This window comes from Streptomyces sp. 8L, assembly GCF_020176795.1.
In the GTDB taxonomy this organism is placed as follows: Bacteria; Actinomycetota; Actinomycetes; order Streptomycetales; family Streptomycetaceae; genus Streptomyces.
This window is the reverse complement of the sequence record NZ_JAIUKE010000029.1, coordinates 1-26,533: the sequence shown is the minus strand read 5'-3', so window position 1 is coordinate 26,533 and position 26,533 is coordinate 1. Positions and strand designations below refer to the sequence as shown.

Here is a 26,533-nt window from a genome sequence, read left to right as displayed (position 1 = left end):
CCCACACGGTTCGAGAGGACATTGCATTGACCCGCACCACCGCGCGGACCGCCCATCTGCGTGCGGCCGGAGTGAGTTTCGTCGTGGAGCTCGGCGACCCGCTGCCCCGCGTCCTGCACTGGGGCGCGGACCTCGGGGAGCTGAGCGAGGGCGAACTCGCCGCGCTGAGCATGACGGCGGACGGCGTTGTCCTCAACAGCGCTCCCGACGTGCCGCGGCGGTTCACCGTCTGGCCGACGGAGGCCGACGGCTGGGCCGGCACCCCGGCCCACGAGGGGCACCGCGGCGGCGTCGGCACCACACCGCGCCCCCGGCTCACCCGCGCCGACCTCGACGGTGCCGCACTGACCCTCCACCTTGACGACGACGTCAGCGGCCTCGCCCTCGTCCTCACCTACCGGCTCGACGCCGCGGGCGTCCTCGGCGTCAGTACGCGGATCACCAGGCCCGCGTCGGCGGCCGGCGGTGCCGCACCGTACGACCTCGGCGCGGTCACCACGCTGCTGCCGGTGCCCGCCAGGGCCACCGAGATCCTCGACTTCACCGGAAAGTGGTGCCGCGAGCGCGTACCGCAGCGCTCCACCCTCACCCACGGCAGCCATGTCCGCTCCGTGCGCCGCGGCAGACCGGGACTTGAGGCCCCGCACCTGCTGACGCTCGGCGTGCCCGGCTTCGGCTTCCGCGCGGGCGAGGTGTGGGGGCTGCATGTCGCGTGGAGCGGCAACCAGCGCTGGCTGGCGGAGCGGCTGCCGGAGGGCGCCGGCGTGCACGGCGCGGCCCTCGGCGGCGGCGAGCTGCTCGCGCCCGGTGAGATACGGCTCGCGCCGGGGGAGTCGTACACCTCGCCCGAGTGCCTCTTCGTCTGGTCCGACCAGGGGCTCGACGGCCTCGCCGACCGGTTCCACGACCGGCTGCGGGCCCGCGGGAGCCACCCGGCGAGCCCGCGCCCGCTCACCCTCAACACCTGGGAGGCCGTCTACTTCGACCACCGTCTCGAACGCCTGCTCGACCTCGCGGACCGGGCCGCCGAGGTCGGCGTGGAGCGCCTCGTCCTGGACGACGGCTGGTTCGCGGGACGGCGCGACGACACCGCGGGACTCGGCGACTGGACCGTGGACAGCGACGTATGGCCCGACGGGCTGGGCCCGCTGGTGGACCGGGTGCACGCGCACGGCATGCAGTTCGGCCTCTGGGTCGAGCCCGAGATGGTCAACCTCGACTCGCGCATGGCCAGGGAGCACCCCGAGTGGATACTCGGCCCCTCGGCGGGCCTCGGCCCGAGCATGCGCCACCAGTACGCGGTCGACCTCGGCCACGAGGAGGCCTGGAACTACCTGCTGAAGTCGCTCGACGAGGTCGTCACGCGGTACGCGATCGACTATCTCAAGTGGGACTACAACCGGGACCTGCTGGAAGCCGTCCACCGCGGCGCCGGCGGCCACGACAGGCCCGGCGTGCACGCGCAGACCCAGGCGCTCTACCGGCTCCTCGACGCGCTGAGGGAGCGCCATCCCGGCCTGGAGATCGAGAGCTGCTCGTCCGGCGGCGGCCGGGTGGACCTGGGCATCCTCGCCCGTACGGACCGGGTGTGGCCCTCGGACTGCAACGATCCGGTCGAGCGGCAGGCCATCCAGCGCTGGACGGCGCAGGTGCTGCCCCCCGAGCTGATCGGCACGCATGTCGGCGGCCCGGTCGCGCACACCACGGGCCGGACGACCGACGCCTCGTTCCGGCTGGCCACCGCGCTGTTCGGGCACGCGGGCATCGAGGACGACCTGACCGCACGGGACGCGGACGAGATCGCGCGGCTCGGCCGGTGGGCGGAGCTGTACAAGGAGAAGCGCGCGCTGCTGCACTCGGGCCGCACGGTACGGGCAGACCTGCCGGACGACGCGGTGCTGCTGCACGGTGTCGTCGCGCGCGACGGATCGCAGGCGCTCTACTCCTTCTCGCGCCTTGCGACGTCGGCGGAGGGACAGACGGGCCGGGTCCGGCTGCCGGGCCTCGACGCCTCGGGCACGTACCGCGTACGGGTCCGCGAGGAGCTGGGCCTGCCGCGTCTGCACCAGGTCTCGGGCCCCGCCTGGTTCGCGGCGGCGCTGGAGGGCTGGGTGGCGCTGCCCGGCACCGTCCTCGCGACCACCGGCGTCCCGCTGCCGAACCTGGCACCCGGGCAGGCACTGCTGCTGGACGTGGCACGCGGCTGAGCGCCTGCGTCCCGGCAGAGGCGCGGGAAAGGAGAGGTCACACGACGAGGGGCCGGGCGCCTCAGGCGCGGGCGCCGCCGCGCGGGGCGGGCATCGGGCCGTCCGCCCACGCCGGGGCGGCCCCCGTGAGCTGGCAGACCATCAGGTAGAAGGGGATCGGCGGCGTGTACGGCGTCCGGTCGTCGGGCCAGTGGATCAGGCGCGGACGGACCGCGGGCACACTGATCCCCGCCACGTACCGGGCGGGCGCCGGCCAGGACAGCTCCAGGTCGGAGCCCGCAGGGACGATCCACCACCACCAGTCGGTGTCGGCGAACACGCACCCGGTGCGCGGCATCCGGGCCATCAGCCGGAACCCGTGGCGGGCGGGCACGCCCACCGCGTCGCACCCGAGCGAGGCGGGCAGCGTCTCCGGGAGGGGGAGCCGCGCCGTGCAGTCGCCGTACGCGCTGCCGCGCCCGCCGCTCCTCGGGCTCCGCCCGAGCCGCGTCAGCGCCGCCCGCGCGCTCCTCAACACGCCTGCTCCACGAGCGGGAGTTCGGCCCACACGACGCGCCCGGGGCCGTAGCCCGAGGTGCTCTGGGTTCCCCAGCAGCTGCACATCGAGTCGACGAGGAAGAGGCCGCGCCCGCCCTCGTCGGCGCCGCCGCGGTGGAGCTGGGGGCCGGTCGGGCCGTACCCCTGGTCCTCGACGGCTATCCGCAGGCGGTCCTGGTCGAGCCGCAGTTCGCAGATGACGTGGTCGCCTGCCGCGTGCACGACCGCGTTGGTGACCAGCTCGGAGACGACGAGCACCGCGGTGTCGGACGTTCCCTCGCGCACACCCCAGCCGAGCAACCGGTCCTCGGTGAGTTTCCTGGCCCGGCCGACGGACTCCGCGCGCGCCGGCAATTCGAAGCCGTAACGCCGGACAACGTTGCCAGAGCACACAGGCGCGAGCTGGGGGGTGAGCGCGTTACCAGGTGCCACGACCGATCCTAACGGTGGGGAAGCGGTTGTTCCGCTCTGTGCCTCTCCCGTGGCACAGGGCGACAACCGCGTGAACTGGTTCACTCCACCACTGTCCACCTGTCCGCGACACTTGGCAAGTAGCACTCTGGAATTTCCAGAGTGCCGTGTTCTAACTGCCAGAGTCATGGCACACTGCTTGCACATCGTGGCGATGGGGAGGTCCCTGAAGTGAGTGAACCGCGGTCGGCCCCGACCGTGGGTCAGGTCGTGCTCGGCAGGCGTCTGCAAGACCTGCGCGAGCGCTGCGGCCTGAAACGCGAGGAGGCCGCGAAGCTCCTGCGCGTGGCCCCTGCCACGATCCGCAGGATGGAAGCGGCCGAAGTAGCGCTCAAGATCCCCTACGTCCAGGTGCTGCTCACCGCCTACGGCGTGGGCCCGGAAGAGGCGGGAGTCTTCACCGGGCTCGTCGAGGAGGCGAACAAACCCGGCTGGTGGCAGCGGTTCCACGACATCCTGCCTGACTGGTTCAGCGTCTATGTCAGCCTGGAGGGAGCGGCGACCCTGGTGCGGGAGTACGAGCCGCACTTCGTGCCGGGCCTGCTCCAGACCGAGGACTACGCGCGCGCGGTGCTCAGGGCCGGCGCCGTCGGGCGGTCCTCACCCGAGGAGACGGAGCGGCACGTCGCGCTCCGTATGGCGCGGCAGCCCCTGCTCACGGGGGAGAACGCGCCGAGGTTCTGGGTGGTCATGGACGAGACGGTGATCCGCCGCCCCGTCGGTGACGGCCCCGAGGTGATGCGGGAACAGATCGACCGGCTTCTCGAGGCCGCGGACCTGCCCCATGTGACACTTCAGATCGCGGAGTTCGCCAGCGGACACCACCCGGGTACCTACGGGCCGTTCGTGATTTTCCGATTCGCGGAACCCGAGCTGCCGGACATGGTCTTCAGCGAGTACCTGACGGGGGCGCTCTATCTCGACGCGCGACCGGAGGTGGCCACTCACCTGGAGGTCATGGACCGGATGGCGGCGCAGGCCGCAACTGCACAAAGCACGAAGGAGATCCTCAGGGATGTCCGCAAGGAGCTGTGAATGAGTCCCATATACAACGGCATGCCGGCTCGTGAGCTCGGCGCCGAGGGCTGGCACAAGCCCTGGAGCGGTGGCAACGGCGGTAACTGCATCGAGGCCATGAAGCTGGCCGACGGCAGAATCGCGGTGCGCCAGTCCTCCGACCCGGACGGCCCCGCACTCATCTACACACCGGCCGAGATCGCCGCCTTCATCCAGGGCGCGAAGTCGGGCCAGGCGGACTTCCTCCTGACCTGACGGCCGCCACACGACCACTACCACGGGTGGGGGCAGGTGTGCGGCGTCGCAGCGTTTTTCAGGTGCGCTGCGGCGCCGCACACACCGGCGCCGACGGCGCGCAGGCCCCCGTGAGCCGCTCCTGGCCGGCCGACCGGCCAGGACGGACCCGCCGACCGGTCAGGGCCGGTCAGCCGCGCAGATAGCCGAGCCCCGGATGGGCCGCCACATAGCCGTCCACCAGTCGGCGCGCCACGGACACCGAGTCGACCAGCGGGTGCAGGGCGAACGCGGCGACCGCGTCCGCCCTCGCTCCCGTCTCCGAGGCCCGCAGCACCTCGCGCTCCACCGCCTTCACCGCCGTGACCAGGCCCACCGCGTGCAGGGGCAGCGGATTCGCCGCCAGCGGCCTCGCCCCGTTCGCGTCCACCGCGCACGGCACCTCGACCACCGCCTCCGCGTCCAGCGCGGACAGCGTCCCCCGGTTGCGCACGTTGAGGATCAGCGTCGCCTTCTCGTCGTGCGCGATCGCCCGCATCAGCGCCAGCGCCACCTGCTCGTACCCGCCGGATTCGAGGTCCGCCTCGTCCCGCTCGCCCATCCCCGCGGCGTCGCGGTTCGCCTCCATGTACGTCGCCTCGCGCTCCGCGAGGGTCCGGTGCCAGGCCGCCGACGCCGCGCCGGGGGCGGGGGCCGCGCCGCCCACCTCCGCGTAGAAACCGGCCTGCTGGTCGCGCAGGAACGCGCCTCGCGTCCGCTCCGCGCTCCGGTACGCGGCCACCGTCTCCCGGTTGAAGTAGTAGTAGTGCAGGTACTCGTTGGGGACCGCGCCCAGCGGCGCCAGCCACTCGGGCCCGAACAGCCGGCCCTCCTCGAACGAACCCAGCAGCGCCGGATCGCCCAGCAGCCGCGGCAGTTGGTCCCGCCCGTCCACGTACAGACCGCGCAGCCAGCCCAGATGGTTCAGGCCCACGTAGTCGAAGCGCGCCGTGGCCGGGTCCACCCCCAGCGTCCGCGCCACCCGCCGGCCGAGTCCGACGGGGGAGTCGCAGATGCCGATGACCCGCTCGCCCAGGACGCCCGCCATCGCCTCCGTCACCAGACCGGCCGGATTGGTGAAGTTGATGACCCAGGCCTCCGGTGCCAGCGCCGCGACCCGCCGGGCGATCTCCCGCGCCACCGGCACCGTCCGCAGGCCGTACGCGATCCCTCCCGCGCCCACCGTCTCCTGGCCGAGCACGCCCTCGGCCAGCGCCACCCGCTCGTCCTGCGCCCGCCCCGCGAGGCCGCCCACCCGGATCGCGGAGAAGACGAAGTCCGTGCCGCGCAGGGCCTCGTCCAGGTCGGTGGTGACCGTGAGCGCGGGCGCGTCCGGCACGCCGGCCGCCTGGTCCGCGAGCACCCGGGCCACGGCCGTGCGCCGGGCCCGGTCCACGTCGTACAGCGTGACCCCGGTGACCCGGCCCGCGCCGTGGTCGCGCAGCAGCGCCCCGTACACCAGCGGTACGCGGAAACCGCCGCCGCCCAGAATCGTCAGCCTCATACCCGGGCCGCCTCCCTCTCGCTCACGTCGCCCTCGTCGTTCGAGTCGTCCTGTTCGCTGTCCATCCGATCATTCCCGAGGGCGCGGCCGGCCGGAGCCGTGGGGCGGGTGCGCGTCGCGGAGGGCGCGGGGAGGCGAGGAGAATGAGGTCATGGCCAAACGCCCCCGCCGCCCCGCCCAGCGCCCCGCCGGGCCCGCCGTCGGCGCCTCGTCACCCTGCCCCTGCGGGCTTCCCGCCGCCTACACCGCCTGCTGCGGGCGCTTCCACGCGGGCCCGGACGCCCCGGCCACCGCCGAGCTGCTGATGCGCTCCCGCTACAGTGCCTTCGCCGTGGGAGACGAGGCGTACCTGCTGCGCACCTGGGCGGCGGCCCAGCGGCCCGCCCGGCTCGGCCTCGACCCGGCGACGCGCTGGACGGGCCTCACGATCCTGGATACCTCGGGCGGCAGCGCCTTCCACACGACGGGCACCGTCACCTTCCTCGCGCACTACACGGACGGCTCGCGCCCCCCGGCGCGCGGCGTCCTGCGCGAACGCAGCAGGTTCGCCCGGGAGCGGGGCGACTGGGTCTACGTGGACGGCTCGACCGACGGCTGACGGGGGCGGAGCGCCGTTCCTGTGCGGCTGTCCGCATCCGTTCACGGGACGTTCGTGATCAGTTCGCGGGCAGGCCCCCGGTGCCGCGGCCCCGGCGGCGGAGGCTGTGCGGGTTCACACCGCACGACAACCGCAAAGGGGCCCCACCCGATGGTCGATATGAACCGTCGCCGATTCATGCAGCTGGCCGGTGGCACGGCGGCCTTCTCGGCGCTCTCGACGAGCATCGCCCGCGCCGCGTCGATCCCCGCCAACCACCGCACGGGAAGCCTGCGGGACATCGAGCACATCGTCGTCCTGATGCAGGAGAACCGGTCCTTCGACATGTACTTCGGCTCCCTCGGCGGGGTCAGAGGCTTCGCGGACCCGCGCGCCGTGACCCTCCCGGGCGGGAAGTCCGTCTTCCACCAGCCGGGCCCCTCCGGCGACGTGCTGCCCTTCCACCCTCCGGGCAGCGATCTGGGCCTCACGTTCCTCGAAGACCTCGACCACAGCTGGGAAGGCACCCACGCGGCCTTCAACCGGGGGAAGTACGACTCCTGGGTGTCCGCCAAGTCGGCCGCCTCGATGGCGTACCTGACCCGCGACGACATCCCCTTCCACTACGCCATGGCCGACGCGTTCACCGTCTGCGACGCCTACCACTGCTCGCTGCTCGGCCCGACCGACCCCAACCGCTACTACATGTGGTCGGGTTACGTCGGCGGGGACGGCACCGGCGGCGGCCCCGTCATCACCAACGACGAGCTGCGCTACGGCTGGACCACCTACCCGGAGCGCCTGGAGCGGGCGGGCGTGTCCTGGAAGATCTACCAGGACCGGGGCAACGGCCTGGACGCCGCCGGGTCCTGGGGCTGGACGGACGACGCCTACATCGGCAACTACGGGGACAACTCGCTGCTGTACTTCGACTCCTACCGCGACGCCCAGCCGGGCGACCCGCTGTACGAGAAGGCCCGCACCGGTACGAACGCCGCGGCCGGCGACGGCTTCATGGACATCCTCAAGGCGGACGTGAAGGCCGGGAGGCTCCCGCAGATCTCCTGGATAGCGGCGCCCGAGGCGTTCAGCGAGCACCCCAACTGGCCCGCCAACTACGGTGCCTGGTACGTCTCCCAGGTCATCGACGCGCTCACCGTCGACCCCGAGGTGTGGAGCAGGACCGCGCTGCTGATCACCTACGACGAGAACGACGGCTACTTCGACCACGTGGTGCCGCCCTTCCCGCCCTCGTCGCCCGCGCAGGGCTTCTCCACCGTCTCCGTCGAGGAGGAGCTGTTCGGCTCCCGCACCAGCCCCTCCGCCCCCGCGAGCAGCGGCGCGGGCCCCTACGGGCTCGGCATGCGCGTCCCGATGTTCGTGCTGTCGCCGTGGAGCAGGGGCGGCCGGGTCTGCTCCGAGGTGTTCGACCACACCTCGATCCTGCGCTTCATGGAGCGCCGCTTCGGGGTGGCCGAGCCGCACGTCTCGCCCTGGCGGCGCGCCGTCACCGGCGACCTGACGTCGGCCTTCGACTTCAGCCGGGCGTCGTCGTCGGTCCCCGCCCTCCCGAGCACCGACCGCTACCGGCCGAAGGACGCGGCCCGCCACCCCGACGTCGTGCCGCGGCCCCCGGCCGACCAGGCCCTGCCCCGGCAGGAACGCGACCGGCGCCCGCTCCTGCCCGCACCGTACGACCTGGCGGCCGACGCGGTGGCCGGCGAAGGCCGTCTCACCGTCGGCTTCGCCTCCCACGGCACGGCGGGCGCCGCCTTCCTGGTGACGTCGACGACGTCCACCGAAGGACCCTGGACCTACACGGTCGGCCCGCACGCGAAGCTGACCGGCACCCTGGCCCTGCCGGCGAGCGGGGCCTACGACTACTCCGTGCACGGGCCGAACGGCTTCCTGCGGCAGGTCTCCGGCACGGGCCCGGCCAGGGGCGCCGAGGTCACCGCCGTGCACGACGCGGCACGCGGCACCCTGCGGCTGCGGTTCGCCAACCACGGGACGGTGCCCGTGCGCCTCACGGTCCGCGACGGGTACGGGCACGCGCACGACGCCTCCGTACGGCTGCGGCCGGGTGCGAGCGCCGAGCACACCGTCGAGGCGGCCCGCACCGACCACTGGTACGACGTGTCCGTCACGTCCGACCGCGACGACACCTACCTGCGGCGGCTGGCCGGGCACATCGAGACGGGCCGCGCGAGCGTGACGGACCCGGCGCTGGCCCGGGGCTGACCCGGCGCCACGGTGGTCCCGGCGGCCTCACGGCGTCCGACCCCGGCCGGACGCCGTGGCGCCGCGGGGCGCCCGCCGGACGGGATCGCGCCGGCCCGGCGAGAGCCCGTCCGCCAGGTCCTCGGCGAGCAGCCGCTTCGCGATGGCGTCCACGGCGCGCCGCAGTTCGGCCCCTGTCGGCCGGCCCCGGTCCGCCTCAAGGCGGGCACCGAGCCACCTGGCCCACGCGGAGTTGATCGCCGCCGCCTCCCTGCGGCCCGCCTCCGTGTGGGAGAAGAGCGTGCCGGCCCGCGTCAGGAACCCCTCGTCGACCATCCGGTCGAAGACCGGCACCAGTACCTCGGGCGGCATGTTCTTGCGGGTGGCGATCAGCCCGAGGCTCGCGTGCCCGACCATCCGGGTCAGCAGCTCGACCTGCATCACGGCCCAGGCGCCCGCGATGTCGAGCCGGGTGTCCGAGGCCCGCACGATGGTGCGCGCCGTGTCGGGACTCGCGCCCCGCAGGATCTTGGCGACCGACAGTTCGAGCAGCTTGCCGGAGTCGCCCGAGGTCGGTGACGCGAACCCCTCGCCCATGTCGGTGGAGGTGGCCCGCGCCGAGTCCCGCAGCCTGACCTGTTTGAGGAACAGCGCCACGACGAAGCCGGTCAGGGCGACCGGCACCGTCCACAGGAACACGGTGTGCAGCGAGTCCGTGTACGCCTGGATCACGGGCGCGGCCTGCGCGGGGTCGAGCCGGTGCAGGCCCTCGGGGCTGCCGGCCGCCCTGGCGACGTCGGCGGGCCCCGCGCTGCCCGCCCTGGCGGCTCTCGGGATCGCGTCGCGGAGGTTCGGGGTGAGCGCGTTCGTGTAGATGGTGCCGAAGACGGCGGTGCCGAAGGAGCTGCCGAGCGTACGGAAGAACGTGACGCCCGAGGTGGCGGTGCCGAGGTCCGTGTACTCCACGGTGTTCTGCACGGCGATGGTGAGCACCTGCATCGACAGGCCGATCCCGAGGCCCAGCACGAACATCGCGCCGGACTCCTTCCAGACGCCCGAGCCGGGTCCGACCCGCGACAGCAGGAAGAGCCCGAGGGCCATCACCACGGTGCCCACCACGGGGAAGAAGCGGTACTGGCCGGTCCTGCTGACGACGTTGCCGCTGAAGATGGACGCGAGCAGCAGGCCGAACACCATCGGCAGCGTCCGCACGCCGGAGATGGTGGCGGAGTCGCCGTCCACGTACTGGAGGTACGTCGGCAGGAACGTCATCGCGCCGAGCATCGCGAAGCCCACGATGAAGCTGAGGATCGAGCAGACCGCGAAGACCGGATTGCGGAACAGCCGCATCGGCAGCATGGGCTGCGCGGCACGCGTCTCCACCAGGCAGAACAGCGCGAGCGCGACGACGCCCGCGGCGAACAGGCCGAGGATCTCCGGCGACCCCCAGGCGTACTGGTTGCCGCCGAAGCTGGTGCCGAGGATCAGCGCGCCCGCGCCGAGCGCCACCAGCGCGATGCCCAGGTAGTCGATGACCGGCCGGGCCGCCGACCGGACGGAGGGGATCGTCCTGGCCGCCAGGGCGACCACGACGATCGCGATCGGCACGTTGACGTAGAACGCCCAGCGCCAGGTCAGGTGGTCGGTGAACAGCCCGCCGAGGAGCGGGCCGATGACGGTCGCCAGGCCGAACACCGCGCCCAGCGCCCCCTGGTACTTGCCCCGCTCGCGCAGCGGGATGACATCGGCGATCAGCGCCATGGCGGTCACCATCAGCCCGCCGGCGCCCACGCCCTGGAGGGCGCGCCAGATGATCAGCAGCGTCATGTTGGTGGCGAGGCCGCACAGGAACGAGCCGGTGATGAAGACGACCGCGGACAGCTGGAAGATCCGCTTGCGTCCGAACAGGTCGCCGAACTTGCCGACGAGCGCGGTGGCGATGGTCTCGGCGAGCAGGTACGAGGTGACGACCCAGGACATGTGCTCGGCGCCGCCGAGGTCGGCCACGATCGTGGGCAGCGCGGTGCCCACGATGGTCTGGTCGAGGGCGGCGAGCAGGATGCCGAGGACGATCGTCGCGAACACGATGTTCCGCCGCCGTCCGCTGAGCACGGGCGGTGTAGCGGCCGGCGAGGGCGCCGGTTCTGGACGTTTCTCGCTGACGGTGCTCACTCCTGCACGCTCACACCGCCGCCCCCGCCCCGCATGCGGGCACCGCCGGACGGGCGTACGCACGGCGCCGCCCGAGGGCCGCGGCGGGCGGCCCGCGCGCCGGCCCGGTGCGCCCGATACGCCCGGTGCGTGACGCGCCGCGGCCCTCGGCTCCCGGGGACCTGCCCCGCGCCGCTCAGGCCCCGCCCAGGACCTGGCCCAGGTCGTAGCGCACCGGTTCCACCAGCTGGGCGTACGTGCAGGACGCCGGGTCGCGGTCCGGGCGCCACCTGCGCCACTGCGCCGTGTGGCGGAACCGGGTGCCCTCCATGTGGTCGTACGCCACCTCGCACACCCGCGTCGGTGCGAGCGCCACCCACGACAGGTCCTTCTTACCGCTCCAGCGCGACGGCGCCCCGGGAAGCCGCGCGCCCTCGTGCGCGGAGGCCTCGGCCCACGCCGCCCACGGGTGCTCGCCACTGTCCACGCGCAGCGGCGCCAGCTCCTCGGCCAGCTCCGCCCTGCGCCTCATCGGGAACGCGGCGCACACGCCCACATGCTGGAGCGCGCCCGCCTCGTCGTACAGGCCGAGCAGCAGCGAGCCCACGACAGGACCGCTCTTGTGCGGCCGGTAGCCCGCCACCACCACATCCGCCGTGCGCTCGTGCTTGATCTTGTACATGGCGCGGGTGTCCTGCCGGTAGGGCAGGTCGAGCGGCTTCGCCACGACACCGTCGAGCCCCGCGCCCTCGTACCGGTCGAACCACTCGGCGGCCACGTCCCCGTCCGTCGTGGCCGGCGCCACGTACACCGGAGGCCGTACGCCCACGAGCGCGGCCTCCAGCGCCTCGCGGCGCAGCGCCTGCCCCATGTCGAGCAGGCCCGTGTCGCCCTTCGCGAGCAGGTCGAACGCGATGTAGGCGGCGGGCGTGCGCTCCGCGAGCATCTCGACGCGGGAGCGGGCCGGATGGATGCGCTCGGTCAGCAGGTCGAAGTCGAGCCGCCCGTCATGCATGATCACGATCTCGCCGTCCACCACGCACCGCTCGGGCAGCTCGGCCAGCAGCGCCTCCACCAGTTCGGGGAAGTACCGGGTCAGCGGCTTGCCGTTCCTGCTGCCGATCACGACCTCGTCCCCGTCGCGGTGCACGATCGCACGGAAGCCGTCCCACTTCGCCTCGTACTGCATGCCGGGCGGAATCCGCTTCACGGACTTCGAGAGCATCGGCAGCACGGGCGGCATCACGGGCAGGTCCATGCGTCCGATTCTCAGGCCCCCGGGCCCGGTCCGCCCGGCGTGCGGGCCGCACCGTCCGCGCCTACCGTGGCGCACATGGGAGCGGCGGTGGAGCTGGACGCGGGCGGCAGGACCGTACGGCTGTCGAGCCCGGACAAGGTGTACTTTCCCGAGCGCGGCTTCACCAAGCTCGACGTGGCCCGCTACTACCTCGCCGTCGGCGACGGCATCGTGCGGGCCCTGCGCGAGCGGCCCACCACCATGGAGCGCTTCCCCGAGGGCGTCACGGGCGAGTCGTTCTTCCAGAAGCGCGCCCCGAAGAACCTGCCCGAGTGGACCCCGACCGCCCGGATCGCCTTCCCCAGCGGCCGGTACGCCGACGAGATGTGCCCCACCGAGGTCGCCGCGGTGGTGTGGGCCGCCAACCTCGGCTGCCTCACCTTCCACCCCTGGCCGGTACGGCGCGGCGACACCGACCACCCCGACGAGCTGCGCCTCGACCTCGACCCGCAGCCGGGCACCGGCTTCGCGGACGCCGTCGCCGCGGCCCACGAGCTGCGCGCGGTCCTTGACGAGAACGGACTGCGGGGCTGGCCCAAGACCTCCGGCGGCCGGGGCCTGCACGTGTTCGTACCGATCGAGGCGCGCTGGACCTTCGCCCAGGTGCGCCGGTGCGCGATCGCGGCCGGCCGGGAGCTGGAGAGGCGGATGCCGGAGCGGGTCACCACCGCCTGGTGGAAGGAGGAGCGCGGAGCCAGGATCTTCGTGGACTACAACCAGACCGCCCGCGACCGCACCATCGCCTCCGCGTACTCCGTGCGCCCCAAGGCGCACGCGCCCGTCTCCGCGCCGCTGCGGTGGGAGGAGATCGACGACGTGGCGCCCCGCGACTTCGACATCGCGACCATGCCGGCCAGGTACGCCGAACTCGGCGACGTGCACGCGGACATGACGGAGCACGCCTTCGGCCTGGAGAGCCTGCTCGACCTCGCGGCCCGGGACGAGCGGGAGCACGGCCTCGGCGACCTGCCCTACCCGCCGGACCACCCGAAGGCGCCGGGCGAGCCCACCCGCGTCCAGCCGAGCCGGGCCCGCCACCGGTCGTGAGGGCGCGGCGCGGAAAGGGCCCCTCCCGGCTGGGGGAGGGGCCCTTTCCGCGCCGCGCGCGACCGGTCCTGGCTACAGCTCCTTGATCCGCACGTTCCGGTAGGAGACCAGGTCCGCGGTGCTGTGGTTCTGCAGTCCGATGTAGCCGGACGCGTAGCGCCTGCCGTCGGTGCCGGGGTCGCCGGCCCTGGGCGGATCGAAGACCTGACCGGGGTCGTTGTCGAACTCGTTGATCAGGACACCGTTGCGCAGGATCGTGAAGTGCTGCCCCTTCACCCGGATCTCGTAGTCGTTCCAGGTGCCCTTGGCCGTGGGACGGGCGCCCGCAAGGCCCACGCGGTCGAAGCCGTAGACCGAACCGGTCTTGTACATGTCCCCGGTCGGGCTGTCGAAGATCTGGATCTCGTGGCCGTAGTTGACGGCCACCCACGCGGGACGCGACTCCAGCGGGAAGCCGTGCGGGTCCGGGAACCGCACGAAGACGCCGCCGTTGGCGTTCGCCGTCCCCGCGGCGTCGTCGCGGAACTGCAGCTTCAGCGAGAAGTTCTCGTACTGGCGCCCCGGGTACCACATCATGCCGAGATCCCCGCCGACCGTCGGGTCGACGCTCATCGCGCCGTCCTTGAGGTCGACTTGGCCGCCCCCGACGTGCTCCCACCTGTCGAACGACGCCTGGGTCCCGTCGAAGATCGTCTTGTAGCCGGCCGTCTGGCCCGGCAGGCCGATCTTCGACTGCCTGGCGGCCTTCGCGATCTTCTTCTGCTCGCGCTGGTCGATCACGTTCTGGGCGGCGAGCGTCTTCAGCACGCCGTCCACGTGCTTGAGGAAGAGGGCCTGCGAGGTCCACTCCCGCTCGTCCTCGATCCGTTCGTTGATCGTGCAGCGGTTGGGCGTGAGCCGGTTGGGCACCCCCGTGTCGACCGTGCCGACGATCACCGTCAGCCGCTCGTCGTGCTCGGCGCAGGGCGGTGGCGGCACCCCGCCGCTCTGGGCGACCGTGAACGCCGCGTCCGTCGCCTTGGACGTGTTGCCCGCCTTGTCGGTGGCGCGGTAGGCGAGCGTGTGGGCGCCGACCCGGTCCACCACGACCGGCGCCGTGTAGGCGAGGTACGGGCCGCCGTCCAGCGCGTACTCGCTCGACGCGACACCCGACTCGGCGTCCTCTGCGGTCAGGGTCACCGTGGCGCTGCTGATGAACGCGCCGTACGAGTTCTTGCTGCCGGTGATCGCGGCGGACACGACCGGTGCGGTGGTGTCCTTCGCCGGCGGTGCGACGACGGTGAAGCGGACGGACTTCTCGGCCGCCGCGTTGCCCGCCCTGTCGGTGGCCCGGTAGCGGACCGTCGCCGCGCCCGCGGTGTCCACCGCGACGGGCTGGGTGTACGGCTGCCAGTCGCCGTCCGCGCCCAGCGCGTACTCGATGGTGTTGACGCCGGAGCCGGTGTCGGACGCCGTCACGGTCACCGTGGCGGTGCCCAGGTAGTTCCCGCCCGCGTCCTGGTCGCCGCTGACGGTCGCCGAGGTCTCCGGCGGCGTGGTGTCGTCGGTCGGCGGCGCGACGACGGTGAAGTCGGCGGACTTCTCGGCCGACGTGTTGCCCGCCTTGTCGGTGGCCCGGTAGCGCACGGTCGCCGCGCCCACGGTGTCCACCACGACCGGATCGGTGTACGGCTGCCAGGCGCCGTCCGCGCCCAGCGCGTACTCGATACCGCCGAGGCCCGAGCCGCCCTCCTCGTCGGCGGCCGTGACGCTGACCGTCGCGGAGCCGACGTAGGCCCCGTCGGCGTTCCGCTGGCCCTCGACCTTCGCCGACGTGCTGGGCGCGGTGGTGTCGTCACCGCCGCCGCCCGCTGTCACGGTGAAGGTGCCGCTCATCATGATGTGGCCGGGCATCGAGCAGAAGTAGTGGTACGTGCCCGGGGTCAGCGTGACGTCGACACTGTGCTTGCCGCCCGCCGCGTCGGACGGGTTGGCGAGGATGTCGACCCGCGCGTCGTGGTTGTACTTCGGGTCGGACGTGTCGAAGGTCAGGGTGTGCGGCAGCCCCGTCGTGTTGCCGGTCGCCGCGCTGTTCTCGAAGACGATGGTGGCGGCGCCGGCCACCGCCGCCGTGGGCGCGCTCGTGAAGTGCTCGATCGAGTCGCCCGCCGTCCAGTTCAGGGTCTGCCCCGCGGCGGCTGGGGCCGGCGCGCCGGCCCCGTGCCCGTACGCCGCGGTCGACGTCAGCCCGAGCACCAGCAGGAACGCCCCGACGAGGGACGCCCACAGGCGCGGCTGTCTCCGGTGTCTCGCTCGCACCACCTCACGCTCCCTTCTTGACCAGGTCCTTGGCGGCCGGGGTCGGCGCGCCGCCGGTGTAGGTCACGCGCCACAGCGCGGACTCTGCGTCGGAGTTGAAGAAGCCGCGCCCGTAGTCCAGGACGTACAGAGAGCCGTCCGGGGCGAACTTCCAGTCCATCAGGTTGCGGATGCCGCCTTCGCCCACCGGGATGATCTTCCGCAGCGAGTCCGCGTGCAGCGGCAGCCCGCCCGCGCCCTGGTCGGCCGGGTTCATCGTGACCGCGTGCCGGGGGTTGGTCGCGTCGTAGAAGTCCGCGACGAACCACTTGCCGTCCCAGTAACGGGGCCACTTGACGCTGCTCTTGACGCTCGCGTCGAACCGGTAGACCGGGCCGTCCATGGTGGCCTGGCCGCCGCCCTTGAGCCAGGGCAGCCGGTAGGCCGCCTTGCCCGGGTCGTAGTCCGGCACGCCGTCCACGCCGCGCGGGTACTCGGGCGCCCCGCCCTGCGGCGAGTACCAGATGTTGTTGGCCTCGGCCGGCGGGATGCCGACCAGGCCGTCGTTGTTCGGCGACTCGTTCTTCAGGTGGTCGCAGTCGTACCAGCCGAGCGGCTTGTCCGGGTCCGGCAGGTTGCGGTCGCGGTAGGGCTGCTTGTCGCCCATGCAGTACGGCCAGCCGCGGTTGCTCGCGTGGTCGATCACCGCGAACGTGTCGTACTTGGCGGGGCCCCAGGTGGTGGACGGCTCGCCCGCGTCGGGGCCGACCCAGCCGACGTACAGCACGTCGGTCTTCTTGTCGATCGACAGCCGCGCCGGGTTGCGCACGCCCATCGCGTAGATCTCGCCGCGCGTCTTGCCGCCGCCCTCGGCGGTCTCCTTGCCGGTGAACAGGTTGCCCGCGGGCAGCGAGTACGTGCCGTCGTCCTCGGGGTGGATGCGCAGGATCTTCCCGTTGAGGTTGTTGGTGTTGCCTGCCGTACGGCGCGCGTCCGCGAAGGAGACGCCCTTGTAGTTGGGTTCAGGGTTGTTGCCCGAGTAACCGTCGCTGTAGAGCGAGGAGTTGTTGTCACCGACGCCGACGTAGAGGTTGCCCTTCGAGTCGAAGGCCATCCCGCCGCCCGCGTGGCAGCAGCTGTGGATCTGCATCGGCCACTGGAGCAGCACCTTCTCCGAGGCCGGGTCGAGCTTGTCCGTCGCCGGGTCCAGGGTGAAGCGGGAGACGCGCCGCTTGCCCATCTGGGTGTCGCGGTCGATCTCGGAGTGCGGCGACCAGTAGACGTAGATCCAGCCGTTGTTCTCGTAGTCCGGGTCGAGCGTGATGCCGAGGAGGCCCTCCTCGGTCTTGTTCAGCTCGTCGCCGCCGCCCCGGTTGCCGAACGTCGTCAGCCCGCCCGCGACGGTGACCTTCCTCGTCTTCGGGTCGTAGACGTAGATCCGGCCCGTGCCCTTGCCGACGTCCGGGTCGCTCCAGTCGGTGACGACCGGGTCGTCGGCCGTGCCGCCGCCGCGTCCGATGTACAGCACCTTCCCGTCGGGCCTGACCGTCAGGCCGTGCGGCTCCCCGATCTGGTCCTGCTGTCCCGGCTGGTTGGGGACGGTGACCCGGTCGGCCCGGTAGTTGGCGTCGATGGTCGCCTTGCAGTCGGCGCGCGCCAGGCGCGACGTCCACTCCAGGGCGCCGCGCAGATGCGCGCGGAAGTCGGTCTCGGCGAACGAGGCGGCCGTACCGCCCATGCCGGTGTAGAACGACCGGCCGCCGTCGTAGTCCCGGCACCAGGAGACGGGGTGGTCCGCCGTGCCCGCCGCGCCCTGGCCCGGCTTGTACGTGGACTCCCGGACGCTCGCGACGGTGTGCACCGTACCCGTGGGGTTGGTCGCCCAGTTGAACCAGCGGTCCGCGCGCTTCCATTCGAGCGGCAGGGACTTGGTGGCCGGATGGACGCGGTCGCCCACCTCGACGGTCGCCTGCTGGACGTCGTCCGGGCCGGTCGCCGCGGGCCTGGCACCGATCAGCCCGGTGTACCAGTCCGAGTACGGCTCGGTCCTGGCCGCGTCGTGGATGCCGACGAAGCCGCCGCCCGCCTCGACATAGGATTCGAGCCCCGCTTCCTGTTCGGGGTCGAGGACGTCGCCCGGGCCGGTCAGGAAGACGACCGCGTTGAATGTGCCGAGCCGCTTCGCGTTGGTGAAGACCGACGCGTCGGCCGTGGCGGTCGTCTTGAACCGCTTGGCGAGCGGACCGGTCTGCCCGATGTCCTCGATGGCCTCGATCCCCGCGTCCACGGTCGGGGACTCCTCGCCCGTGGAGCCGTAGTAGACCAGCACCTTGACGTTCGCCGTGCCGGGCGGCGACGGAAGCGCCGGGGCCGCGGCCCCGGCTTCGGGAGCCGGCTGCGCCGCCGCGGCCGCCGTACCCAGCAGGGATGCCGCCAGGGCTCCCGTCACCAGGCCGACGGTGAGTCTGCGCCGCGTTCTTGACCGGTGATGTGGTGCACGCTGCATGTGTTCACCCACCCTCTTTGGTCACTGCAACAGCCCTGGAACGTAGACCCCTTTCGGCGGTACGCCAATAGGTAAGGCTGGAATCCCACCAACTTTGTCCTGGGTGTGGATAAACGAAGGGTGCTGCTCTACCGTATGGCCGTCCCCGGGGTCTGTTTCGCCCCGGCAACTTCCGTCCCGCACTGGGGAGTTCGGTATGGCCATGGACAGAAGGAGCTTCAACAGGCGGCTGCTTGCGGGCGGCGCGACCGTCGCGGGCGTCACCGCCGCGGGGGTGGCCTCGGCGCCCGTGGCGACCTCGGCGCCGCCCGCCTCCGCCGAGTCCACCGGGTCCGCCGGGTCCGCCGTGTCATCAGCGTCCCGCGCGGCCACCGTCAGGACGGCGCCCGCCGGGGGCCAGATCCGCCACATCACCCTGTTCGCGGAGAAGCTCGCCGACGGGCGGCTGGGGTACGGCCTGGAACGCGGCAGGGCCACCGTGCCGGGACCGCTGATCGAACTGGTCGAGGGCGACACCCTGCACATCGACTTCGAGAACACCCTCGACGTGGACGTCAGCCTGCACGCGCACGGCGTCGACTACGACGTCGCCAGCGACGGCACCCGCCTCAACCGCAGCCAGGTGCCTCCCGGCGGCACGCGCACGTACACCTGGCGCACCCACGCCCCGGCGAAGCGCGCGGACGGCACCTTCCAGCCCGGAAGCGCGGGGTACTGGCACTACCACGACCACGTCGTCGGAACCGACCACGGCACCGGCGGCATCAGGGCGGGGCTCTACGGGGCGCTCGTGGTGCGCAGAGAGGGCGACCTATTGCCGGACAAGACCTTCACCGTCGTCTTCAACGACATGCAGATCAACAACCTGTCCATGGGACCCGACCTCAAGGCCACGGTGGGCGACCGCGTCGAGTTCGTGTCGATCACGCACGGCGAGTTCTACCACACGTTCCACCTCCACGGTCACCGCTGGGCGGACAACAGGACGGGCCTGATCACGGACGCCAGGGACACGAGCCCGATCATCGACACCAGGATCGTCGGCCCCGCCGACTCGTTCGGCTTCCAGGTGCTGGCCGGCGAACACGTCGGCGCCGGCGCGTGGATGTACCACTGCCATGTGCAGAGTCACTCCGACCTGGGTATGGCGGGGCTCTTCCTGGTGTCCAAGGCCGACGGCAGCATCCCGCCGTACGAGGAGATGCACCATCCGGGCGGGGCGTCGGCACGGAAGTCCGCGAAGACGGCGGACGACGCGGCCAGGGCCATGGGCGCGATGCCCGGCATGGACACAGGCACAGCCACAGGCACAGCCACAGGCACAGCCACAGGCACCGGCGCAGGCGCTGCCGGCTCCGTGGGCGCGGCGGGCAGGCAGAGCATGCCGGGTATGCACATGCCGGGGATGGGCCACTGAGGACGGCGCCGCGCCGCGCCGGGGGCAACCCCTGTACATCGCGGCCCGCGGCTGCGACGCTACGGTCTGTGCCGAAGCCCCCGCGAGGCGGGGCGACGGCGGAGGGCGCGGGGGAGGCGGGGACGCCCGGCCGCGATTGATCCTTCGTCAAGCGGACGTTTATCGCCGTACGGCAACGTGGCGGCCATGCGGAACAACACCCCCACCGGCGCCGCCGCCGGCAGCACGCCCCGCTCGGCCGTCCCCGCGCTCGCCTGGCAGGAGAGCGCCCTGTGCGCCCAGACAGGACCCGAGTTCTTCTTCCCCGCGCCGGGTTCCTCGACCCGGGAGGCCAAGCGGCTCTGCGGCGCCTGCCCCGAGCGCGAGGCGTGTCTCGCCTACGCGCTGGAGCACGACGAACGCTTCGGTGTGTGGGGCGGGCTCTCCGAGCACGAGCGGCTGAACCTGCGGCGCAACCGCCGCTGATGCCGGGCCCCGCCCGCCGAGCGGCCCCTGGCGAGCGCTACACGCGCCCGCGCGCCGCCATCCGCGCCTTCCTGGCGGCCAGCTTCTCGTCGAACTTCGCGGCCTCCGTGTCCAGGCCGTGCATGTACAGACCGAGCTCCTCCTGCGCCCTGAGCCCGACGGGGCTCAGCCCGTCGATGTCCATGACCTTGAGATAGCGCAGCACGGGCTGGATCACGTCGTCGTGGTGGATGCGCAGGTTGTAGACCTCGCCGACCGCCATCGCGACGGCGGCGCGCTCGAAGCCCGGCATGCCGTGCCCGGGCATCCGGAAGTCCACGACGACGTCCCGCACGGCGGCCATCGTCTCGTCGGGCGCGAGGTCGAACGCGGCGCCGAGCAGGTTGCGGTAGAAGACCATGTGCAGGTTCTCGTCCGTGGAGATCCTGGCCAGCATGCGGTCGCAGACCGGATCGCCGGACTGGTGGCCGGTGTTGCGGTGCGAGACACGGGTGGCCAGTTCCTGGAACGCGACGTACGCCACGGAGTGCAGCATCGAGTGGCGGTTGTCGGACTCGTAGCCCTCCGACATGTGCACCATCCGGAACCGCTCCAGCTCGTCGGGGTCGACGGCGCGCGACGCGAGCAGGTAGTCCCGCATCACGGTGCCGTGCCGGCCCTCCTCGGCCGTCCAGCGGTGCACCCAGGTGCCCCAGGCGCCGTCGCGGCCGAACAGCGTCGCGATCTCGTGGTGGTAGCTCGGCAGGTTGTCCTCGGTCAGCAGGTTGACGACGAGCGCCGTCCGGCCGATCGGGGTCACCTTGGACTGGTCCTGGCTCCACGCCTCGCCGTCCTCGAAGAACCCGGGGAAGTTGCGGCCGTCGGCCCAGGGCACGTACTCGTGCGGCATCCAGTCCTTGGCCACCTTCAGGTGGCGGTTGAGCTCCTTCTCCACCACTTCCTCCAGCGCGTACAGCAGCCGGGCGTCTGTCCACGCTTCCGAACTGCCGAGGTGGGGAGAGGTGAGGGTCACGGGTGCTCCTGGGGACGGGGAACGGGGACGGGAACTACCTACGGGTTCGTAGGTTACGAAACCGTAGGTTAAAGATCGGGTAAGACTGTCGTAGAAACCCGGGGGTCTCGGAATCCGGCCACGCGCGCCGCCTACCCGACGCGCGCGAGGGCATGCGTACCGTTTCTGCACAAGCGGCCTTGCCGGGTCCGGTTCATCCGAGGGCATCACCGCAGGTCAGAGCGCGTACGGCGGGCAGCGGGCAGGGGCGGCCCCGCAGCGAGCGGCGGCGAAGGGGCGTTCGGTCCAGCCCCCGGCCGAGTGCCGCTCACCCGGCTCGCGCGGAATCACACGTACAGGTCACGCAGCCGGACCGAGAGACAGGTCACACAGCCTTCGAGTTTCTCGAACTCGCTGATGTCCACCACCACCGGCTCATAGCCGAGTCCCGCCAGCAGTTCGGCGGTCTTCGGCGCGCTCGCCGCCATCAGCAGCCGGCCGCCGCCGAGCAGCACGACATGCGCGCCCGAGGGTTCCGGCACCGGCAGGAAGCGCGGGAAGAGGGACGGCACGTCCACGAGCGGCGGATACCCGAGGACAGTCCCGTCCGGCAGCGCCGTCACCGCCGACTTCAGATGCAGCACACTGCTCACCGGTACGGCGACCACCCGCGCGCCCAGCGGTTCGAGCGCGGCGCGCAGCTGCGCGACCCCGGCGGCGTTGGTCCTGCCGCCCTGCCCGACGTAGACGGTGTCGCCGATCTTCAGCACATCGCCGCCTTCGAGCGTGCCCGGCTCCCACACCCAGTTGACCGAGCAGCCGAGCCGGGCCAGCTCCTCCTCCACGGCGGCCGTCTCCGGCCCCCGCGGCACGGCGCCCGGCCTGGTGATCAGCGCGACGTTGCGGAACATCACCACGGTGTCCTCGACGAACACGCCGTCCGGGCAGTCGTCGGCGGGGGCGACCTCGACGGTCGTCCAGCCGTGGTCCTCCAGCGCCCTGACGTAGCTCTCCCACTGCCGCAGCGCGAGCACCGCGTCGACGGAGGTACGTTCCTGATGGGTCACGAGACCCTCGTCGAGACGTGAACTCGGCTGGCGGATCAGGGCTTTCCTGCTGGGCACGGCAGATCTCCAGGTCCTGGCGGGCTTCCGGTCGCGCTCCATCATCGCGTGCCGGGCCCCCTGGCTGAACGCCGGATTCCCTTTCGGCGCGGGGGCGCTCCCGGGAACGGGCCGCCCACGGCGAAGTGACGGGCCTTCGGTCCGGGAGCGGCGCGGGAGGCGTGCCACGGTGAGTGCGGCACCGGCCCCCGGCACCGGCCTTGGCCACGGCGGGTGTTGCGGCCGGGGCGGCCTCCCGGTCCGGCGCACCGGCCCCGGTCCGGCCTCGGCCCGCGAGGAGGCGCCGCGCGCCCGTACGGCCGACGTCTCACCCGGACTGCCGCGCGGACTCGTCGGGAGTCGGGACCGTCGAGGGCCGGGGGTGCGTCATGTCCTCCGGGACCGTCGAGGGCTGGGGGAGCGCGATGTCCCCCGGCGCCGCCGCGGGACGCTGCGGCGGGCGCCCTCAGTACGCGTCGCGCAGCAACTCGGCCAGGTCCTGGTCCAGGTCCAGATACAGGTGCTCGCGGCCCTCGGGCACCAGGAACCGCGAGCGGTCCAGGAACCGGCGCAGGTCCGACGAGCGCAGGTGGACCATCGCCGTCCCCTCGGGCGCGTGGAACTCCACGACCGTCCGCCCGTACCCGAACGGCCGGACCCGCACGTCGCCCTCGCCGGCCGGTTCGGACATCCCCGCCGTGAGCAGCTCACGCGAGAACTCCCAGACGACCTCCGTGCCCTCCAGGGTGGCGAGCGGGGGAAAGGCCATCCGGACGGCGAACGGGTCGGTGCCGTCGTAGACCAGCGTCGCCGGCACGGTCTCCAGACTCGGGGACGACGCGACGACCCGCGCCTGCACCGCCTGTTCGATCACAGGTGACATGGCTGCTCCCCTTCGGCGGCGTCGAGCGCGGCGACACGTGAATGGACCGGTTATCTGTTCAGACGTCGGAACGACGCATTCCGTGCACGATCGAGGGGTGAGTTGTGTCACCGTACGCGCGTACGCCCCTGCCCTGTGCGGTGACCGCAGGCCGGAACGGAGTACGCGGACGCATGGGCGCGGACACGACCCAAGGTGGCGGCCGTGACGATCACGGGGACACCGAAGGACGAGGCCGAGGCGTACGCGATCCAGGATCTGCTGCGTCCGAGCCTGGTGCTCGACGAGACCGGCCCGCCGCCCAGTACGGGCCGGGTGACGGGAGTGGACGTCGCCTACAACGACGAGCGCGACCTGGTCGCCGCGGCGGCGGTCGTCCTGGACGCGGCGACACTGGCCGTCGTCGAGGAGGCCACCGCCGTCGGCCCCGTCCCCCTCCCGTACGTGCCGGGGCTGCTGGCCTTCCGCGAGTTCCCGTACGTGCTGGCCGCGCTCGCCCGGCTCGACGGCGACCCGGGCCTGCTCGTCTGCGACGGCTACGGGCTCGCCCACCCCCGCGGGTTCGGGCTCGCCTGCCACCTCGGCGTCGTGACCGGGCTCCCGTCGATCGGCTTCGCCAAGACGCCGTTCCTCTTCCGCCACGAACCGCCGGGCCCCGAACGCGGTGACTGGGCACCGCTGATCGGGCCGGAGGGCGAGGCGGTCGGCAGGGCGCTGCGCACCAGAAAGGGCGTCAAACCGGTCTTCGTCTCGGTCGGCCATCGGGTCGGCCTCGGCAACGCCTGCGCCCACACGCTGGCCCTCACCCCCGTCCACCGGCTCCCGGAGACGACACGCAGGGCCGACGCGCTCTGCCGCCGCGCGCTGCGCGAGGCGCGGGCGGGCCGAGGCTTGTGCGCCGGCCCGCCGCGTTCCTAACATCGCAGGTGTTACACCGGTTGTGTCAGAGTCGGCCAGGGCCGCCCGGTCCCGCGCGGTGCGGTGCGCCGTGCCGCGGTGTGGGGGACCCGGGGTCAGGAAGGTGCCCGCAGCATGGAGATCTCGCTACAGCTGGACTACGCCGGCGATCCGCGTGCCGCGTGCGACGCCGCGGTGGCACTGGAGGCCGCGGGCCTCGACGCCCTCTGGGTCGCGGAGGCGTGGGGCTTCGACTCTCCGACGATCATGGGGTATCTCGCCGCCCGGACGGAGCGGCTGGCCATCGGCTCCGCCATCCTCAACGTCTTCTCGCGCACGCCCGCGCTCATCGCCCAGACCGCCGCGGGCCTCGACGCGGTCTCCGGCGGACGGGCCATCCTGGGGCTCGGCGCGTCGGGACCGCAGGTGGTGGAGGGCTGGCACGGCATGGCGTACGACAAGCCGCTGGCCCGCACCCGCGAGACCGTCGACATCTGCCGCCGCGTCTGGCGGCGCGAGACCGTCGAGCACCACGGCCTCTTCGACATGCCCCTGCCGCCCGAGAAGGGCGGCAAGCACGGCAAACCGCTCAAGATCCTGACGCGGCCGGTCCGTTCGGACATCCCGGTCTTCCTCGCCTCCCTCGGTCCGGCCAATGTGGCGATGACGGCCGAGATCGCGGACGGCTGGCTTCCGCACCTGTTCCTGCCGGAGAAGGCGCACCGGGTGTGGGGCGAGGCGCTGGCGAAGGGCACGGCCAAGCGCGACCCCGCACTGGGCCCGCTGCGTACGGTCGCGGGCGGCATCCTCGCCATCGGGGACGACGCGGCCCGCTTCCGCGACAAGGCCAGGCCGCAGATCGCCCTGTACGTCGGCGGGATGGGCGCGCGCGGCAAGAACTTCTACAACGACCTCGCGGTCGCCTACGGCTACGAGAAGGAGGCGGCCGAGATCCAGGACCTGTATCTCGCGGGCCGCGTCAGGGACGCCGCGGCGGCCGTACCCGACGAGTTCTGCGAGCTGATGACCCTGTGCGGCCCCGAGGGCTATGTGCGGGACCGCGTCGAGGCCTTCCGCGAGGCCGGCGTGACGATGCTCAACGTGGCGCCCACCGGGTCCGATCCGGTACGCCTCGTCGAGACCGTCAAGAACTGGCTGACGTAGCCGGTGACGCCACCACCCGGACCGCACGCGGGCCCCGGCCGACCGGTCGCCGGTCACCTCGCGCCGTGTCCGGGCAGCGGTGTCCGGGCGACCCCGTCCGGGCGACCCTGTCCGGGCAGCCGTCTCCTGGAGGGCCGCGTCCGAAGGGCCCGGCCCCCACAGCCGCGTTCGTGACGGCCGCATCCGGGAAAGCCCCGTCAGGAAAGCGGCCGCCGACGGCCGTGGACGAACCGGCCGAGCGGCCCTGAGCATCCGCCGTGAGCACCGAAGCGTACGTCTACGACGCCGTCCGCACCCCGCGCGGCCGCGGCAAGGCGAACGGCGCCCTGCACGGGACCAAACCCATCGACCTCGTGGTCGGCCTGATCCACGAGACGCGCCGCCGCTTCCCCGGCCTCGACCCGGCCGCGATCGACGACATCGTCCTCGGCGTGGTCAGCCCCATCGGCGACCAGGGCTCCGACATCGCCCGTATCGCCGCGCTCGCCGCCGGCCTGCCCGACAGTGTCGCGGGAGTCCAGGAGAACCGCTTCTGCGCCTCCGGGCTCGAAGCGGTCAACCTCGCGGCGGCGAAGGTCCGTTCAGGCTGGGAGGACCTCGTGCTCGCGGGCGGCGTCGAGTCCATGTCCCGGGTGCCGATGGGCTCGGACGGCGGGGCCTGGGCCATGGACCCGCTGACCAACTACGAGGTCGGCTTCGCGCCCCAGGGCATCGGCGCCGACCTGATCGCGACGCTGGGCGGCTACACGCGGCGCGACGTGGACGAGTTCGCCGCCCTCTCCCAGGAGCGCGCCGCCGCGGCGTGGAAGGACGGCAGGTTCGGCCGGTCCGTGGTACCCGTACGCGACCGCGCCGGGCTGACCGTCCTCGACCACGACGAGCACCTGCGGCCCGGCACCACCGCGGACACCCTGGCGGGCCTGACGCCCTCGTTCGCGCAGATCGGCGAGGCCGGCGGGTTCGACGCCGTGGCGCTCCAGAAGTACCACTGGGTGGAGCGCATCGACCATGTCCACCACGCGGGCAACTCGTCAGGCATCGTGGACGGCGCCGCGCTCGTCGCCGTCGGATCGCGCGAGATCGGCGAGCGGTACGGCCTGACGCCGCGCGCCCGCATCGTCTCAGCGGCGGTCACCGGCTCCGAGCCGACCATCATGCTCACAGGACCCGCGCCCGCGACCCGCAAGGCGCTCGCCAGAGCGGGGCTGACGATCGCGGACATCGACCTGGTCGAGATCAACGAGGCGTTCGCGGCGGTCGTGCTGCGCTTCGTGGACGAGATGGGCCTGAGCCTCGACCGGGTCAACGTCAACGGAGGCGCCATCGCCCTCGGCCACCCCCTCGGCGCGACGGGGGCGATGATCCTCGGCACGCTCGTGGACGAACTGGAGCGTCAGGACAAGCGGTTCGGCCTCGCCACCCTGTGCGTCGGCGGCGGAATGGGCGTCGCCACCGTCGTCGAACGCGTCTGACCGCGGGGCCCCGCCACGACCGGCTCCGTGCGCCCCGTCCCCGCGCCGGCCCCGTCC

Annotated in this window: 21 protein-coding genes; 11 read left to right on the top strand and 10 right to left on the bottom strand. The window is 72.5% G+C overall.

The window, feature by feature from the left end:
- Positions 1 to 26 precede the first annotated feature (26 nt).
- Complete coding sequence (locus LCE31_RS03795; RefSeq protein ID WP_225012511.1) at positions 27 to 2,207, top strand: alpha-galactosidase; 2,181 nt, start codon at positions 27 to 29, stop codon at positions 2,205 to 2,207.
- Between the two features lie 61 nt (positions 2,208 to 2,268).
- Here LCE31_RS03795 and LCE31_RS03790 read toward each other — a convergent pair whose 3' ends face one another.
- Positions 2,269 to 2,724 (bottom strand): hypothetical protein, encoded by a 456-nt coding sequence (locus tag LCE31_RS03790; RefSeq protein WP_225012510.1) that lies wholly within the window; start codon positions 2,722 to 2,724, stop codon positions 2,269 to 2,271.
- A complete protein-coding gene (locus tag LCE31_RS03785) occupies positions 2,718 to 3,176 on the bottom strand; it encodes an ATP-binding protein (protein ID WP_225012509.1) in 459 nt (152 codons plus the stop codon). Before LCE31_RS03785 ends, LCE31_RS03790 begins: the two co-directional genes overlap by 7 nt.
- Positions 3,177 to 3,386: 210 nt before the next feature.
- Here LCE31_RS03785 and LCE31_RS03780 point away from each other — a divergent pair, with 210 nt between their 5' ends.
- Positions 3,387 to 4,250, top strand: a complete 864-nt coding sequence (locus LCE31_RS03780; RefSeq protein WP_225012508.1) for a helix-turn-helix domain-containing protein — start codon at positions 3,387 to 3,389, stop codon at positions 4,248 to 4,250.
- The gene (locus LCE31_RS03775) at positions 4,251 to 4,487 is read left to right on the top strand and encodes a DUF397 domain-containing protein (RefSeq protein WP_225012507.1); all 237 of its coding nucleotides are present in this window, start codon (positions 4,251 to 4,253) and stop codon (positions 4,485 to 4,487) included.
- 169 nt (positions 4,488 to 4,656) lie between these two features.
- On the opposite strand, the gene LCE31_RS03770 is transcribed toward LCE31_RS03775, so the two are convergent.
- Positions 4,657 to 6,009, bottom strand: coding sequence for a 6-phospho-beta-glucosidase (locus tag LCE31_RS03770; RefSeq protein WP_225012506.1), 1,353 nt, complete (start codon positions 6,007 to 6,009; stop codon positions 4,657 to 4,659).
- Positions 6,010 to 6,160: 151 nt separating this feature from the next.
- Here LCE31_RS03770 and LCE31_RS03765 point away from each other — a divergent pair, with 151 nt between their 5' ends.
- Positions 6,161 to 6,607: a YchJ family protein gene (locus tag LCE31_RS03765; protein ID WP_225012505.1), complete on the top strand. Its 447-nt coding sequence runs from the start codon at positions 6,161 to 6,163 to the stop codon at positions 6,605 to 6,607.
- Positions 6,608 to 6,757: 150 nt separating this feature from the next.
- A complete protein-coding gene (locus LCE31_RS03760; protein ID WP_225012504.1) occupies positions 6,758 to 8,827 on the top strand; it encodes a phosphocholine-specific phospholipase C in 2,070 nt (689 codons plus the stop codon).
- Positions 8,828 to 8,854: 27 nt separating this feature from the next.
- Here the strand turns inward: LCE31_RS03760 and LCE31_RS03755 are convergent, their stop codons facing one another.
- The gene (locus LCE31_RS03755) at positions 8,855 to 10,978 is read right to left on the bottom strand and encodes an MDR family MFS transporter (RefSeq protein ID WP_225012503.1); all 2,124 of its coding nucleotides are present in this window, start codon (positions 10,976 to 10,978) and stop codon (positions 8,855 to 8,857) included.
- A gap of 175 nt (positions 10,979 to 11,153) precedes the next feature.
- Complete coding sequence (locus tag LCE31_RS03750; RefSeq protein WP_225012502.1) at positions 11,154 to 12,215, bottom strand: ATP-dependent DNA ligase; 1,062 nt, start codon at positions 12,213 to 12,215, stop codon at positions 11,154 to 11,156.
- 75 nt (positions 12,216 to 12,290) lie between these two features.
- Here LCE31_RS03750 and ligD point away from each other — a divergent pair, with 75 nt between their 5' ends.
- Positions 12,291 to 13,301 (top strand): non-homologous end-joining DNA ligase, encoded by a 1,011-nt coding sequence (gene ligD / locus LCE31_RS03745; RefSeq protein ID WP_225012501.1) that lies wholly within the window; start codon positions 12,291 to 12,293, stop codon positions 13,299 to 13,301.
- A 72-nt stretch (positions 13,302 to 13,373) separates the two neighbouring features.
- Here ligD and LCE31_RS03740 read toward each other — a convergent pair whose 3' ends face one another.
- The gene (locus LCE31_RS03740; protein ID WP_225012500.1) at positions 13,374 to 15,602 is read right to left on the bottom strand and encodes an OmpL47-type beta-barrel domain-containing protein; all 2,229 of its coding nucleotides are present in this window, start codon (positions 15,600 to 15,602) and stop codon (positions 13,374 to 13,376) included.
- Position 15,603: 1 nt separating this feature from the next.
- Complete coding sequence (locus LCE31_RS03735) at positions 15,604 to 18,084, bottom strand: ThuA domain-containing protein (protein WP_225012499.1); 2,481 nt, start codon at positions 18,082 to 18,084, stop codon at positions 15,604 to 15,606.
- 202 nt (positions 18,085 to 18,286) lie between these two features.
- Here LCE31_RS03735 and LCE31_RS03730 point away from each other — a divergent pair, with 202 nt between their 5' ends.
- Entirely contained in the window at positions 18,287 to 19,501 is a 1,215-nt protein-coding gene (locus LCE31_RS03730; RefSeq protein WP_225012527.1) for a multicopper oxidase domain-containing protein, read from the top strand.
- A 186-nt stretch (positions 19,502 to 19,687) separates the two neighbouring features.
- Complete coding sequence (locus tag LCE31_RS03725) at positions 19,688 to 19,966, top strand: WhiB family transcriptional regulator (RefSeq protein ID WP_225012498.1); 279 nt, start codon at positions 19,688 to 19,690, stop codon at positions 19,964 to 19,966.
- 37 nt (positions 19,967 to 20,003) lie between these two features.
- On the opposite strand, the gene LCE31_RS03720 is transcribed toward LCE31_RS03725, so the two are convergent.
- The 3 genes from LCE31_RS03720 to LCE31_RS03710 all read right to left on the bottom strand — a co-directional run bounded on the left by LCE31_RS03720 (position 20,004) and on the right by LCE31_RS03710 (position 22,943).
- Positions 20,004 to 20,978: an acyl-ACP desaturase gene (locus tag LCE31_RS03720; protein WP_225012497.1), complete on the bottom strand. Its 975-nt coding sequence runs from the start codon at positions 20,976 to 20,978 to the stop codon at positions 20,004 to 20,006.
- A gap of 326 nt (positions 20,979 to 21,304) precedes the next feature.
- Positions 21,305 to 22,081, bottom strand: a complete 777-nt coding sequence (gene ddaH / locus LCE31_RS03715; protein ID WP_225012496.1) for a dimethylargininase — start codon at positions 22,079 to 22,081, stop codon at positions 21,305 to 21,307.
- 445 nt (positions 22,082 to 22,526) lie between these two features.
- The gene (locus tag LCE31_RS03710; protein ID WP_225012495.1) at positions 22,527 to 22,943 is read right to left on the bottom strand and encodes an SsgA family sporulation/cell division regulator; all 417 of its coding nucleotides are present in this window, start codon (positions 22,941 to 22,943) and stop codon (positions 22,527 to 22,529) included.
- Positions 22,944 to 23,147: 204 nt separating this feature from the next.
- Between LCE31_RS03710 and LCE31_RS03705 the strand changes: the two genes are divergently transcribed.
- From LCE31_RS03705 to LCE31_RS03695, 3 genes are all read left to right on the top strand, one after another.
- Positions 23,148 to 23,861: an endonuclease V gene (locus tag LCE31_RS03705; protein ID WP_225012494.1), complete on the top strand. Its 714-nt coding sequence runs from the start codon at positions 23,148 to 23,150 to the stop codon at positions 23,859 to 23,861.
- A 114-nt stretch (positions 23,862 to 23,975) separates the two neighbouring features.
- Positions 23,976 to 25,004 (top strand): LLM class F420-dependent oxidoreductase, encoded by a 1,029-nt coding sequence (locus LCE31_RS03700; protein WP_225012493.1) that lies wholly within the window; start codon positions 23,976 to 23,978, stop codon positions 25,002 to 25,004.
- A 257-nt stretch (positions 25,005 to 25,261) separates the two neighbouring features.
- Positions 25,262 to 26,476 carry an acetyl-CoA C-acetyltransferase gene (locus tag LCE31_RS03695; protein WP_225012492.1) on the top strand — a complete coding sequence of 405 codons (1,215 nt, stop codon included), beginning with the start codon at positions 25,262 to 25,264 and terminating at the stop codon, positions 26,474 to 26,476.
- The last annotated feature ends 57 nt before the right edge of the window (positions 26,477 to 26,533 follow it).

What these genes read in the sequence shown, in the direction of transcription:
- LCE31_RS03775 (WP_225012507.1), top strand. Translation starts at nt 4,251, where the DNA reads ATGAGTCCCATATACAACGGCATGCCGGCTCGTGAGCTCGGCGCCGAG.
- LCE31_RS03770 (WP_225012506.1), bottom strand. Translation starts at nt 6,009, where the DNA reads ATGAGGCTGACGATTCTGGGCGGCGGCGGTTTCCGCGTACCGCTGGTG.
- LCE31_RS03765 (WP_225012505.1), top strand. Translation starts at nt 6,161, where the DNA reads ATGGCCAAACGCCCCCGCCGCCCCGCCCAGCGCCCCGCCGGGCCCGCC.
- LCE31_RS03760 (WP_225012504.1), top strand. Translation starts at nt 6,758, where the DNA reads ATGGTCGATATGAACCGTCGCCGATTCATGCAGCTGGCCGGTGGCACG.
- LCE31_RS03750 (WP_225012502.1), bottom strand. Translation starts at nt 12,215, where the DNA reads ATGGACCTGCCCGTGATGCCGCCCGTGCTGCCGATGCTCTCGAAGTCC.
- ligD (WP_225012501.1), top strand. Translation starts at nt 12,291, where the DNA reads ATGGGAGCGGCGGTGGAGCTGGACGCGGGCGGCAGGACCGTACGGCTG.
- LCE31_RS03735 (WP_225012499.1), bottom strand. Translation starts at nt 18,084, where the DNA reads ATGCAGCGTGCACCACATCACCGGTCAAGAACGCGGCGCAGACTCACC.
- LCE31_RS03730 (WP_225012527.1), top strand. Translation starts at nt 18,287, where the DNA reads ATGGACAGAAGGAGCTTCAACAGGCGGCTGCTTGCGGGCGGCGCGACC.
- LCE31_RS03725 (WP_225012498.1), top strand. Translation starts at nt 19,688, where the DNA reads ATGCGGAACAACACCCCCACCGGCGCCGCCGCCGGCAGCACGCCCCGC.
- LCE31_RS03710 (WP_225012495.1), bottom strand. Translation starts at nt 22,943, where the DNA reads ATGTCACCTGTGATCGAACAGGCGGTGCAGGCGCGGGTCGTCGCGTCG.
- LCE31_RS03700 (WP_225012493.1), top strand. Translation starts at nt 23,976, where the DNA reads ATGGAGATCTCGCTACAGCTGGACTACGCCGGCGATCCGCGTGCCGCG.